At 41.4% G+C, this 12108-nt stretch carries 17 protein-coding genes; 12 read left to right on the forward strand and 5 right to left on the reverse strand.

The features are described from left to right. Both fabI and BSG1_RS16920 read left to right on the forward strand, forming a co-directional pair. Window positions 1–665: enoyl-ACP reductase FabI (fabI, locus tag BSG1_RS16915; RefSeq protein ID WP_006838394.1), on the forward strand; the 665-nt coding region annotated here is incomplete at its 5' end. 1237 nt (window positions 666–1902) lie between these two features. Next, complete coding sequence (locus BSG1_RS16920) at window positions 1903–2460, forward strand: CotO family spore coat protein (RefSeq protein WP_006838395.1); 558 nt, start codon at window positions 1903–1905, stop codon at window positions 2458–2460. Between the two features lie 53 nt (window positions 2461–2513). On the opposite strand, the gene BSG1_RS16925 is transcribed toward BSG1_RS16920, so the two are convergent. After that, entirely contained in the window at window positions 2514–3011 is a 498-nt protein-coding gene (locus BSG1_RS16925; protein ID WP_006838396.1) for a CotY/CotZ family spore coat protein, read from the reverse strand. A 160-nt stretch (window positions 3012–3171) separates the two neighbouring features. Here BSG1_RS16925 and BSG1_RS16930 point away from each other — a divergent pair, with 160 nt between their 5' ends. The 10 genes from BSG1_RS16930 (at window position 3172) to BSG1_RS16970 (ending at window position 9398) form a co-directional block, all read left to right on the forward strand. Then, entirely contained in the window at window positions 3172–3525 is a 354-nt protein-coding gene (locus BSG1_RS16930) for a DUF1360 domain-containing protein (RefSeq protein WP_006838397.1), read from the forward strand. Between the two features lie 410 nt (window positions 3526–3935). Continuing rightward, window positions 3936–4406, forward strand: coding sequence for a sporulation protein (locus tag BSG1_RS16935; protein ID WP_044023079.1), 471 nt, complete (start codon window positions 3936–3938; stop codon window positions 4404–4406). A gap of 16 nt (window positions 4407–4422) precedes the next feature. After that, a complete protein-coding gene (gene spoVAC / locus BSG1_RS16940) occupies window positions 4423–4893 on the forward strand; it encodes a stage V sporulation protein AC (protein ID WP_006838401.1) in 471 nt (156 codons plus the stop codon). Continuing rightward, complete coding sequence (gene spoVAD / locus BSG1_RS16945; protein WP_006838402.1) at window positions 4893–5909, forward strand: stage V sporulation protein AD; 1017 nt, start codon at window positions 4893–4895, stop codon at window positions 5907–5909. The genes spoVAC and spoVAD overlap by 1 nt, the downstream gene beginning before the upstream one ends. Before the next feature lie 25 nt (window positions 5910–5934). Continuing rightward, window positions 5935–6291: a stage V sporulation protein AE gene (gene spoVAE / locus BSG1_RS16950; RefSeq protein WP_006838403.1), complete on the forward strand. Its 357-nt coding sequence runs from the start codon at window positions 5935–5937 to the stop codon at window positions 6289–6291. A gap of 6 nt (window positions 6292–6297) precedes the next feature. Further along, entirely contained in the window at window positions 6298–6990 is a 693-nt protein-coding gene (locus tag BSG1_RS16955; RefSeq protein ID WP_006838404.1) for a DUF421 domain-containing protein, read from the forward strand. 72 nt (window positions 6991–7062) lie between these two features. After that, window positions 7063–7194 carry a YjcZ family sporulation protein gene (locus BSG1_RS20565; protein ID WP_083802911.1) on the forward strand — a complete coding sequence of 44 codons (132 nt, stop codon included), beginning with the start codon at window positions 7063–7065 and terminating at the stop codon, window positions 7192–7194. 587 nt (window positions 7195–7781) lie between these two features. Then, on the forward strand, window positions 7782–8042 hold the full coding sequence (locus tag BSG1_RS16960; RefSeq protein ID WP_006838406.1) for a stage VI sporulation protein F: 261 nt from the start codon (window positions 7782–7784) through the stop codon (window positions 8040–8042). A 168-nt stretch (window positions 8043–8210) separates the two neighbouring features. Next, window positions 8211–8480: a hypothetical protein gene (locus BSG1_RS16965; protein WP_006838407.1), complete on the forward strand. Its 270-nt coding sequence runs from the start codon at window positions 8211–8213 to the stop codon at window positions 8478–8480. 24 nt (window positions 8481–8504) lie between these two features. Further along, window positions 8505–9398, forward strand: coding sequence for an MBL fold metallo-hydrolase (locus BSG1_RS16970; RefSeq protein WP_006838408.1), 894 nt, complete (start codon window positions 8505–8507; stop codon window positions 9396–9398). A gap of 67 nt (window positions 9399–9465) precedes the next feature. On the opposite strand, the gene BSG1_RS16975 is transcribed toward BSG1_RS16970, so the two are convergent. The 4 genes from BSG1_RS16975 to BSG1_RS16990 all read right to left on the reverse strand — a co-directional run bounded on the left by BSG1_RS16975 (window position 9466) and on the right by BSG1_RS16990 (window position 11869). Next, window positions 9466–10152 carry a DUF421 domain-containing protein gene (locus BSG1_RS16975; protein WP_006838409.1) on the reverse strand — a complete coding sequence of 229 codons (687 nt, stop codon included), beginning with the start codon at window positions 10150–10152 and terminating at the stop codon, window positions 9466–9468. 126 nt (window positions 10153–10278) lie between these two features. Next, window positions 10279–10698, reverse strand: a complete 420-nt coding sequence (locus tag BSG1_RS16980; RefSeq protein WP_006838410.1) for a GNAT family N-acetyltransferase — start codon at window positions 10696–10698, stop codon at window positions 10279–10281. 12 nt (window positions 10699–10710) lie between these two features. Next, on the reverse strand, window positions 10711–11226 hold the full coding sequence (locus BSG1_RS16985) for a YjcG family protein (protein ID WP_006838411.1): 516 nt from the start codon (window positions 11224–11226) through the stop codon (window positions 10711–10713). A gap of 121 nt (window positions 11227–11347) precedes the next feature. Beyond that, complete coding sequence (locus BSG1_RS16990; protein WP_006838412.1) at window positions 11348–11869, reverse strand: tetratricopeptide repeat protein; 522 nt, start codon at window positions 11867–11869, stop codon at window positions 11348–11350. Between the last annotated feature and the right edge of the window lie 239 nt (window positions 11870–12108).

Genomic DNA, 12108 nt, shown 5'->3' on the forward strand with positions numbered 1-12108 from the left:
TTACATACGCAGGAGAAAGATTTGAAAAGAGCGTCAAGGATCTGGCAGGCACTTTGGAAGGCAGTGATAACAACCTTTTCCTACAGTGTGATGTGACAAATGACGAGGATATCGAAAAATGCTTCCAGACAATTAAAGACGAAGTAGGAACGATTCATGGTATCGCTCACTGCATCGCTTTTGCAAAAAAAGAGGAATTAGCAGGGGACTACATGAATACGACAAGGGAAGGCTTTTTGCTCGCCCACAATATCAGTTCCTATTCACTGACAGCCGTTGCGAAGGCAGCAAAAGATCTAATGGCTGAAGGTGGAAGTATTGTCACACTTACCTATCTTGGCGGTGAACGTGTCCTTGAAAACTACAATATCATGGGTGTGGCAAAAGCTTCACTGGAAGCAAGTGTTAAGTATCTTGCCAGTGACCTTGGAAAATCAGGCATCCGTGTAAACTCCATCTCAGCAGGACCGATAAGAACACTGTCTGCTAAAGGTGTTGGCGACTTTAACACAATCCTTAAAGAAATTGAAGAAAGAGCACCATTACGAAGAAATACAACACAAGAAGAAGTAGGGGATACGGCGGTATTCCTGTTCAGTGATATGAGCCGTGGAATCACAGGAGAAAACATCCACGTTGATTCCGGGTATCATGTACTGGGATAGAAAATATAAAGGCAGCTGTAGTGCTGGGCTCGCCTGAACAATTATGCAGACCATCCTTGTCGGGGTGGTCTTTTTCTTGTTGTTTTATAAAGGCTGTTATCGCAATAAGTTTTAATAAGTGTTGATTGGTGCGGAAGGTGTATGAACTCCTGTAGATTGAAGCAGTCAAGTGCCAGGGGTTATGTAGCTTAGATAACACTTAAAGAATAAAAGAGTAAACCGCCCCATTTTCTTTTAGAAACATTTTTCTGCTGAGGCTGGGTATGACGCTTCCGTTAAATCCCAACCTTTTCATATTCCCACTCCATTTCATGCCGAAATAGGGGATGTCCTCCCCATTTATCCTATATGATATCGGGCGCTATTCAGAAGCATTTTTCGGTAAATGTTCAGTTGGACATACGTCAGCTGGGAGAATGGATATAAAAAATGGACTAATGTAACTTAAGCAACTTAAGAGGAAATCTAACGTATGTATTTTTATTAGGCTACTTTCTTTTTGTATAGATTGTTTCTTCCAGAAACACCCCAGTACCGGATGTCCCTCCTATTTACTCCCTTTTCATACCAACTCCCTTCCATAATCCGTTCTCACTGGTCTGTTTACTCCCTATTCAGCCCAACATCCCCTCCATAATCCGTTCTCTCTGGATTGTTTACGCCCTATTCGACCCAACATCCCTTCTATAAGCGAATCTCATTGGATTGATTACGCCCTATTCCACCTAACATCCACTCAAAAAGCCAATCTCCTTGGACCCGTTTACGCCCTATTCGACCCAACATCCCTTCTATAATCGAATCTCGTTGGATTGATTACGCCCTATTCGACCTAACATCCACTCAAAAAGCCAATCTCCTTGGACCGTTTACGTCCTATTCGACCCAACATCCCTTCTATAAGCGAATCTCATTGATTGATTACGCCCTATTCGACCTAACATCCCTTCTATAAGCAAATCTCATTGGATTGATTACGCCCTATTCAGCCCAACATCCCCTCCATAATCCGTTCTCCTTGGATTGTTTACACCCTATTCGACCCAACATCCACTCAAAAAGCCAATCTCCTTTGACCGTTTCCGCCCTATTCGAAGGTCTGTGCCCGATGCCACTACATCAACCTATGTAATAGAATTGATGAGAAGGATCACTCAAATAAATGGAAATATTTTAGAAACCTATAGGCATTTACTGCATACATTGTAAAAGGAATGAACCTCGGGAGGTGCGATCAATGAGTAAAAATTCTAAAACGAGTCCGAAGACGCCGTTATTATATATTCAGCAGCCTGCACTTAAAGAAACCAAAGCAAACATGCAGCAGAGTTACTCTTCAAGGAAAGCTCAACCAAAACCTGCAGCAAAACAAATCAGTGAATCGGCTGCAGAAACTAAACCTAAGAGAAGGAAGCGCTCTTACTTTGAAGGAGAGCTTGGATCTTTGTATGGTGAAGGACCTGTGGAAGAAATCAAACATCAGGAAACAGAAGCAGAGGACAAAATGGTGGCTGAGGAAAAAGAGAATAAGGAAGCAGAGCGCAATAAAAGGTCTTTCTCATTTAAGCCGTTAAAGCCATTCAGAGAAATGGAGCTTGATGAAAAAATTGACTACTTGTCCCGCTACATTAACGGGAAGGCTCCATTTCCTTGTGAATTTGTCACTGCAGAGGATCTGTATAAAGGGATCCTGTTAAAAAATGATGGAGAGGTCCTGGTGATCAAGTCTTTCCAGGGTGACGAAGTTGAAGTCAAAAGAAGTTCCTTACAGGCAATCAAGATTATCGGATTATAAATCCAAATGAAAAAAAGCCGGCCGGATTGTGCATCCGGCTGGCTTCCCTAAGATTATTCACAGATGTCAAGATCTCTGTCAGCAATACATTGAATTGCACAGAAGCAGCTCAAATCAACAGTGATACAGTTGTTTGTCTTCTTCCAATCGTCAACTTTACAGATTTCTCTGAAGTCCAATTTGCCGTAATCATTTACGATATCTTTATTTGGATCCAGAACTCTCAACGTTGCACAGCAGTTATCAAAGATTTCTTCTACACGGAAGTAAATGGATACACAGTTTGCATCACATTCACCGTGTCGTTGTTTGAACAATGCTTTGAACAATTCACCGTTTTTATTAGTCAAAGTGAACACACGCGTGTCTGCACGGCGTCTCATGGCAGGACTGTTCAAATCACCTAGCGGCTCAAGGAAACAGCTGGTCGTACAATCTAAACAATCATCATTTACTGCAGCATCTTGGATATCTTTAATTGCGCGAACTACTTCACATACACAGTTATCAGTGGAAACTCCACCTACATCATCTCTTTTTCCACAACCCATATTGAAAATCCTCCTTTAAATTGTTTATCGCTACATTAATAACATATTGTAGCCAAGGAGTTTAAGTTACGGATAAAAGCCCTTTTTTCGCCAAAATAGGCTATTTGCCAGCTGTCCATTCGGATTAGGGCAAGAATCTACTTGAAAAGGAGTATCATAAGTGGAACTCACTTTATTTCAATTGGCAGTCATGGGATTGGCCGTGTTCAGGATTACTCATCTGATTGTTTACGACAAAATCACCGAATTTTTGAGAGCTCCTTTTTTTGATGAAGTGGAGGAAATGGACGAAGATGGCAATAGTGAGATTTTTTTAGTGCCTAAAAAAGGAAAGGTGAGGGGCTGGATCGGTGAGCTTCTCAGCTGCCACTGGTGTACGGGGATATGGGCATCAGGGGGGCTTTATCTGCTTTATATCTTTCTTCCAGCCGTTGCAGAGCCGCTTATTATCATCCTGGCAGCTGCCGGAATTGCTTCCATAATAGAAACTTTAATACAAAAGTGGATTTCTTAAATGAGGAGAACAAGCGTTAGAAACACAGCATATAAATATTACAGGCTGTACTTTGAATTTCCCATCATTTAAGGAGGTAAAGGGTGATGATGAAGAAATCTGCATCCAAAATAAAACCTGCACAACCTGTCAAAAAGAAAAAAGGCTGTGGCTGCGGCAAGAGTAAAAAAACAAAATAGATTTGTTTTCGTATGTAAATTTTTGTTAAACAAAAAAGGATTGGCTCCCCAGTACTCTCGCAGAGTAGATGGAGGAGAGCCGGTCCTTTTTTTTATTCATAAAATCGACCGTTGTAGCAGAAAATAGATATACAATAAAAGGTTGCTGTTCAGCAGAAGCGGTCTTCTTCCATGTAGGAGGATAAGGATCTTGCTGCACAGACATATTTTCTGAAAAACAGAGGGGATAATATGAACAAATATTTGTTTGGAATATGTATGGTTTTGCTCTTTCTCTCAGGCTGTTCCGTAAATGAGGAAGAAAGAGATGACAGCAGAGGCGCATTGATCAAGGTCACAGACCCTCCTCCAATTGAATTGGTGGAAAATCCGGAAACAGACAGCATCGGCCATGCGGTAAAAAAGGAGATAGCAAAGCTTCATGAACTGTATGATGTGGCTGTCATTGAAGGGAAAAAGGAAATTCTTGTTTCCTACAAAGTGAAACACTCCCACCGTTTTCATATGAAGAAGATTGAAAAGAAGATGAAAAAGAAGCTTGAGAAAAAATTTCCCGATGAAGAATTCATCGTCTCGAGTGACTATAAGATCTTTTTGGAAACTGTAAGGCTAAAGGAAAAGATTGATGAAAAGCATATTTCCAATAAAGAAGCTGAAAAAAGGTTTCAAGAAATAATTAAGTTGAAAGAGGAGCTAACCTAGAAAGGAGCAGCATGTCATGGGAAAGAAACAAAAAACTCCACAGCAAAAACAGTATGAGCAGCTAGAACAGAAACACGAAACAAAACGGCCGGTGCTGTTAAACTGTGTTAAAGCTTTTTTCGTAGGGGGGGCCATCTGCTTAATTGGACAGGCGGTAACCTATTTTTATATTTACTTCTTCAATTTTACAGAACAGACTGCGGGTAATCCGACTGTTGCAACTATGGTGTTTTTTTCAATGCTTCTGACTGGGTTTGGGATATATGATCACATTGGACAATTTGCTGGTGCGGGAAGCGCTGTACCGGTTACCGGGTTTGGTAATGCAGTCATATCAGCAGCCATTGAACATAGGACTGAGGGACTTGTATTGGGTGTAGGAGGAAATATCTTTAAACTGGCAGGGTCTGTCATTGTCTTTGGTGTCTTTTCTGCCTTTGTTATTGCACTGATTAAAACGCTTCTTATTAAGTGGGGGGTCATTTAATGCTAAAAGGAACTCAATCATGGGAATTTCAGAATCAGCCTTCCATTATTTCCACAGGAGTTGTAGGTGGCCCTTTTGAAAAGAAGGGGAGACTGTCAGAAGACTTCGACCGGTTCTATGACGACTTATGGATGGGTGAAGACACTTATGAAAAAGCCAATCGCCTGATGATTGAGGATGCTGTGAAGCTTGCAATCGAAAAAGGCGGTCTTCAAGAAGAGCAAATTCAATTTTTCCTTTCAGGAGATTTAATTAATCAAATCACTCCATCATCCTTTGCGGCTAGAACAAATGCCATCCCGTATTTGGGACTTTTCGGTGCATGTTCAACCTCTATGGAAGGGCTTGCCATAGCATCCTACATAGTGGATACCGGGGGCGCTGACTATATAGTGACCGGAGCTTCAAGCCATAATTCAGCTGTTGAAAAACAGTTTCGTTATCCGACTGAGTATGGAGGCCAAAAGCCGCCTACTGCCCAGTGGACAGTCACAGGGGCTGGGTATTCGGTAGTAGGGAAAAGCGGGACGGCGACAGGACGGATGCCGCGAGTGACTTCTGCCACAGTCGGAAAAGTCATTGATATGGGGCTGATGGATCCTTTCAATATGGGAGGGGCGATGGCTCCGGCAGCAGCTGATACAATATCGGCACACTTTAAGGATTTGGGAAGAGATCCTTCCTACTATGATTTAATCATTACAGGAGATTTAGCAAAGATTGGCCGTAAAACTGCGCAGGATTTACTTCAGCAAAAGGGGATCAACCTCGATGAGAACCAGTTTCAAGATTGCGGTTTGCTGATATATGGACAAGATCAGCCTGTTCAGTCAGGTGCAAGCGGTCCGGGGTGTTCAGCAACAGTCTTGTATGGTCACTTACTTAATCAAATGAAAAAGGGTGTTTATAAGAAGATATTAATGATTGCTACTGGTGCGCTATTGTCTCCATTAACATTCCAGCAGGGCGAATCGATCCCATGTATAGCCCATGCTGTATCCATTGAATATATTTAATCGAGACTGAAAGGAGGGTCAGCCTATGTTGGCTATGTTTTTTTGGGCTTTTGTGATTGGCGGCGTGATATGTGTGATTGGCCAGCTGTTATTTGATATCGCCAAACTGACACCCGCTCACACTTTGAGTTTACTTGTGGTCATTGGGGCTATACTTGCAGGCTTTGGTTTATATGAACCACTAATTGACTTCGCTGGAGCAGGGGCTACAATCCCAATCACATCTTTTGGGAATGCACTGGTTCAGGGAGCTATGCAGGAAGCGGAACAGCATGGTCTGGTAGGAGTATTGACGGGAATGTTTGAAGTGACCAGCTCAGGTATTTCGGCTGCAATCATCTTCGGGTTTATTGGAGCATTGATCTTCAAGCCGAAAGGGTGATGGTATGTGTCTGAATATCTGGAGGTAGGCCTTAGAAGTTTATTCATCCTTATCGCGTTATTTTTTATTACAAAACTGCTCGGAAAAAAGCAGCTTTCACAGTTATCTTTTTTTGAATACATCACCGGCATTACAGTGGGAAGCATCGCCGGTACTCTCTCAATGGATCTTGAACTTAATCTCATGGAAGGATTGATGAGTATCCTTCTCTGGTTTTCTGTGCCATTCATTTTTTCGTTTATTTCGCTGAAAAGTGTGAAATTCAGACACTTCGTCGAAGGAACTCCGACTGTATTCATTGAGGATGGAAATATCATAGAAGAGGCTCTCAAACGAGAAAAGATTTCCACTGATGAACTGCTGGAACAATTAAGAAAAAGGAATATCTTCCGTGCATCCGACGTAGAATATGCCTCCCTTGATACCAACGGAGAATTAAGTGTCCTTCCAAAAAAGGAGAAACAACCACTCCTGTATGAAGACTTTTTCCAGCACTATGTAAAGGTCCTGCCAATCCAGTCCGTGATCAATGACGGACATATTGATACTCAAGGCTTGAGAAAAGTAGGATTTACGGAAGAGTGGCTATTTCACCAGCTGGAGCAGAGAAAGATAAAACTTGAAAATGTATTTCTTGCTCAGGCAGATCCTTCAGGCAAATTAACCATCGATTTATATGATTGGAATGGAACAAGATAAAGCTGCAGCCCAACCATAGGTAATCATCTCTACATATACTGTAGTATTCCGGTGTAAAGAGAGGTGATAGCGATGTATGGATATGGATATGGATATGGATATGGATATGGCTGCGGTAATCCAGGATACGGATATGGTTCGACATTTGTCTTGATTGTCGTTCTGTTTATTCTTCTGATTATTGTAGGTGCGAGCTTCTGTTAATCCGCTGAAAAGCAGGTTCAAGGTGAATCTGCTTTTTTTATATGCCTGAAGCACATAAGACGAGCTAAGCTGCACGGAAAGATTGATTGGAGTGGATGGTGTACGACCTCCTGCGGACAAGCGGGACGTCTAGTTCCAGGTGCCAAGGTTACATACCTGCTGGAACGTAACCCAGCCCCTCGGGATCAAATAACCCGAAGAGAATAAAAGGGGAAAACGACTTTTCTTCTCTTCGGCACATTTGCCTGTCTGGTGCTGAACAGGGCGCTTACACTTTTTATACAGGCGCAGCCGAGGAGGCCGCCGCCCGCCCCGCGGAGTAATACACCTGGAGAGTAAATCTCACCCAAACTTGGTCTGCGGCACTCATCTGCTCAAGACAGTACGCATGAATGGAAGAGACTAAAGATTATTTTCACTATTCTTCTCAATAACTGAACTTGTGTTTGTATTATCATTTTCTCCTAATACTGAGCATGTTGAAAGAGCTCATCAGTTATCATCAATCGGCGTGCTTTTTATAAAACCATGCACCAATCCAATAGCGCCTCATACTATATATTAGCTGTGAAGGAGGCGTTTACCCAATGAATAACAATAATTTCTTTAAGAATATCGAAAAGAAAACCGGCGTCAACATGAATGATGTATTGGAATTGGCGGGCTCACTCCAAAATGCGAACTTCAAGGATGAGAAAACGGTGCGCGGTGTCATACAACGTGTATCTCAAATCGCCAACAAACCGGTCAATAAAGACATGGAAGATAAAATCGTCAAATCAATCGTTAATGATGGGAAACAGTTGGACTTTGGAACGATTTCGCAAATGATTAACAACGGCAAATAATAAGCGGGCATAACCATTGGGATTCCTTCATAAAAGGGATGGGCCTAATGGTTTGTTTTATTTTCAACCCACCCAAACTCATATTTCCGAACGTATTTAATAGTAATTAATGAAGGGTGTTTATATTTTATCCAATGGGGAATTGAAAAGAAAAGCGAGGTGGACAGTATGGGATATATTGCACCGGTACCACACTATCAATATATGCAATATGCTGAACGTGAAGCTATCAAGGATTACGATCCATTCACCTTTATGCCGATCAATCGAATTCAGCCGCTGGCTAATAAGGACCAGCAGCAACATGATAGTGTTGAGTCTGATGTTAAAACGAATAGAACGAAGTCTGGAAAGAGTTTTTCAAAAGAGAATGCTGTTTCAGCTGAATTTTTAGCGGATATTACAGGAAAAGGGAAGTACATTAACGAATATGTATAGAAAAACGGAGAGGATGTATTTCCCTTGAAGCTAAGAAAACTCAATGATAACTGCTATTACCTTTCTGGTGCCGTTAATGTCGGATACATAGTGAAAGACGGCGCAGGATTACTCATCGATACCGGCATTGATGATTCAACAATCAAAAAGGTACTGAAAGCCCTGGAGCAGGAGAACCTGCCGCTGAATTATTGTATTGTTACACATGCTCACACTGATCATTTCGGCGGAGCCTCGTACTTAAGAGAGAAGAGGGGAATCAAGCTGCTTGCTCCAAAGTTGGAGAAGGCTCTTATGGAAAATCCGGTAATGGAACCGGTATATTTATGGAACGGGGCATTTCCCTTAAAAGAATTAAGAAATAAATTTTTAGAAGGGAAGCCTGTAGAGATTGATGAAATACTGCCTGCAGGAAAACAGGAAATTGGACCTTTCCAATTGGAAATCCTCCATCTTCCAGGGCACTCCATAGGACAAGCCGGGATTTTATATGAGCGGGTTCTTTTTGCTGCGGACGCTTATTTTGGCGGGGAAGCACTCTCAAAGCATATCGTACCGTTTATTGTAGATGCTGAGAAAACCATCGATACTCTTGAAAAGGTAAAGGAAATGCCTTTGGCAGGTGCTGTTCCGGGACATGGTGAGTTTGAGGATGATATCACAGGGACCCTTGAAGCCAATTTAGAAGTACACAAAAAATTAATGAAACAGATATCACAAATAGTCGAAACCCATAACGATAAGTTAAGTTTTGATGAGTTGTTGAAGAAATTCCTGGATGGAAACAGGATACAGTCCGGGACGCTGGGGCAGTTCCTGTTATATCGCACAAGTTTCACGGCCTATATTACCAAGCTGATAAATGACGGCTTGCTGAAAGTTGATGTTGAAGGTAATCAAGTTTTTATCAGTCATTAAAAAAAGGCCGCTGGGGCCTTTTAATTTTTTTTGCAAATGTAAAGACTTCATTATAAGGCCTGATTTGTCAGGTGGCAGTCTGGTAGCCTTGAAGCAATAAGTCTTCCCCCTCTTGCCATTCACCAAACAAAACTTCTTTTTCAGATGCAAATCCCTTCTTTTCGAGTTCACTAAACAGCCACTTCTCATCGATATTAATCATTTTTAAGTTATCATATATGATCTGTCCATCCAATATCACAGAAATAGGTATATTGGCTGACGTTGGAGGTATATTGATGTCTTGTTTTTGAACAGTTGCATATTTAGGCTTTCTGATAACACTCAGGCTGCCATCCGTTTCCAGAATGGCAAATTCACATTCTCGTACAGAAAAGATATCTTTTGCTCTTAAAAGCTGCTGCAGTTGATTTAAATCAAGGTTATTCTTTTTCAGGGCCTGGAACTGGATCTGCCCTTTTCTTATTATGATGGAAGGCGTATTTTCAAGCAGATGCCTTACACGGAGGGATCGTTGAGTAAGGAATTCCGTAAAATATATCAATCCTCCCCAAAGGGAGATGGCAAAAAGTATTTCTACGACCCCGCTTTTATCATCGTATAATGCATTTCCGACTAACTCCCCAAGAATAATCGCAGAAATGAAGTCAAAAGGGGTAATCTGTGAAATTTGTGTCTTACCAAGAACTTTGGTCAAGATTAACAGTGCGGCAAAGCCTACTACGAGTTCTGTTGCGATAGCCAAAAAATCCATAATGGTTCTCCTATTATTAAAAGTTGAAAGTTATTAATCCATTTTCAACATAATCGAAGGGATTTATTCATTTGCACAACCAGATAAAATAAAACCGCCTGCCGGAATGCCGGGAGGCGGTTTTGGTTATTTTAGAATTTTTTTCATCGACTTATGAGGGATGCCGGCATCAAGAAATTCATCCGATGTGATAGAGTAACCGAGATTTTCATAAAAAGGTATGGCATGCGTCTGTGCATTCAGAATTAAGGCAGGCACTTCCTTGCTGCGGGCGTGTTCTTCAATGAAATTCATGATCCTTTTTCCTGCGCCCTTACCACGGGTGGTGGATAGGACACAAATTCGCTCCACTTTTCCCTGTCCTTCTTTCACGCGAAACCTTCCTGCTCCAACCGGTTCATCCTCATCATATAAAACGAAATGATCTGATGTATTCTCAAATTCATCTATTTCTTCTTCCATAGGTACGTTTTGTTCCCCAACAAATACTACTTTTCGGACGTGCAATGCATCCTGAAGTTCTTTATCGGTTTTGGCCAGTATCATCTTCAAAGCATTCTATTCCTTTCCTAAGCGGAATGTTTCGTATACAGTCCATGAGCCATTCTCTAGCTGATAGAGCAGGTGGAAACGGTCCACTGTTTCTTCATGATCGACCCCTAACATCCGCAGAGATCCAAATACGTCGGAATGTTCATCATCCGATAGATTTTGGGCAACCGTGATATGCGGAACAAATGCATATTCAGGTTCCTGCCCGTTAAATTCCGGGGAATGCATATCCTTATGCAGCCCTTCAAGTTCTGGTGTTGGCTCCACTTTAAAGTAGATAACATTGTTTACAGGCTGAAATGAGCTGATTTTGTAAACTCTCATATTAAAAGGATCGTACCTTTTGGCAATCTCTCTCAGCTTGCCGGCAATATCTTTAATTTCACTATCACCTGCTGAAAATACATTTTTCAGGGTCAAGTGTGGTGTAATTAAAGCATAATGGGGATCGTACCGCTTTCGATAAGCATTGGCCTTATCCTGAAGCGATTTAGAGGGAAAAACAACGACACCATAATTCATAAATGTTACCTCCTTGGTTCGTGAAGTTCATTAAATTCAAAATAATTAAATATATCAGTTATTATAGCACAAAAAAAGAAGAAATTAACTAGAGCGAAAGGCGGTTTTCTTATAGCACAACTTAGATAAGAATGGCGAGAAGTATCCAGTGGATTTTTGGCTCATTTAGCCGATGTGAACGGATCGCTTCCAGGAACTTCCCGATCTCCAGATACAGTTCACCCAGTGCAAAATCAATGATCGGTTCGTGAGCAAGAAGTCTCTTAGCATGAAGAAGTTTCTGCTCACTGACTTCAAACAATCCTTGCATCTGAAATAAATCGGCCTGTAATAACAATGCCCTTGGATAATCTGGATCAGTTTCGTCCATTTCAGACAGGCGTTCAAGGGCACCTTCCTCGTCATCCATCTCCACGAGGACTTCTGATAGCATGACAATAAGCTCGCCTTCATCAGGATATTTCGCTAAAAGGGTTTCCAGCAGCTCTTTGGTTTCTTCCAAAAATCCCAAATGATAAAGGTTCTCTGCCAGAGAATACTTCTCCTCATCAGTACCCAGATTCTTAACCCGTTTGAAATGTTTTTCAGCCTTGTCCAGATCTCCGTTTTCCAGAGATATAAGCATTTCTTCTGCATAGTTCATATATAAAAATTCCTTTCTTCTACAAATACTTTATAGAAGGGCGTAGCAGAAATTATATCAACTGATCATTATGTTAAATAGCCGGGAGTTTTAATAATCAATTCTTCCCCAATCCCCGGCTGAAAAAACATTTACCATTAGACATAAGTACTTTACCCTTATTTACTGTAAGAATTAACATATGATTATCATAAAGAAATGATTGGCATCATCAACTATTTCAGACGCTGGGCTTTGAT

It is taken from the genome of Bacillus sp. SG-1 (genome assembly GCF_000181495.1).
In the GTDB taxonomy this organism is placed as follows: domain Bacteria; phylum Bacillota; class Bacilli; order Bacillales; family Bacillaceae_B; genus Rossellomorea.

Coding starts and splice junctions, on each gene's coding strand:
- BSG1_RS16975 (WP_006838409.1), bottom strand. CDS start 10,152: ATGGATTTTTTGGCTATCGCAACAGAACTCGTAGTAGGCTTTGCCGCA.
- BSG1_RS16935 (WP_044023079.1), top strand. CDS start 3,936: ATGAACAAATATTTGTTTGGAATATGTATGGTTTTGCTCTTTCTCTCA.
- BSG1_RS16925 (WP_006838396.1), bottom strand. CDS start 3,011: ATGGGTTGTGGAAAAAGAGATGATGTAGGTGGAGTTTCCACTGATAAC.
- spoVAD (WP_006838402.1), top strand. CDS start 4,893: ATGCTAAAAGGAACTCAATCATGGGAATTTCAGAATCAGCCTTCCATT.
- BSG1_RS16960 (WP_006838406.1), top strand. CDS start 7,782: ATGAATAACAATAATTTCTTTAAGAATATCGAAAAGAAAACCGGCGTC.
- BSG1_RS16990 (WP_006838412.1), bottom strand. CDS start 11,869: ATGAACTATGCAGAAGAAATGCTTATATCTCTGGAAAACGGAGATCTG.
- BSG1_RS16980 (WP_006838410.1), bottom strand. CDS start 10,698: ATGATACTGGCCAAAACCGATAAAGAACTTCAGGATGCATTGCACGTC.
- BSG1_RS16965 (WP_006838407.1), top strand. CDS start 8,211: ATGGGATATATTGCACCGGTACCACACTATCAATATATGCAATATGCT.
- BSG1_RS16920 (WP_006838395.1), top strand. CDS start 1,903: ATGAGTAAAAATTCTAAAACGAGTCCGAAGACGCCGTTATTATATATT.
- spoVAC (WP_006838401.1), top strand. CDS start 4,423: ATGGGAAAGAAACAAAAAACTCCACAGCAAAAACAGTATGAGCAGCTA.
- BSG1_RS20565 (WP_083802911.1), top strand. CDS start 7,063: ATGTATGGATATGGATATGGATATGGATATGGATATGGCTGCGGTAAT.
- spoVAE (WP_006838403.1), top strand. CDS start 5,935: ATGTTGGCTATGTTTTTTTGGGCTTTTGTGATTGGCGGCGTGATATGT.
- BSG1_RS16985 (WP_006838411.1), bottom strand. CDS start 11,226: ATGAATTATGGTGTCGTTGTTTTTCCCTCTAAATCGCTTCAGGATAAG.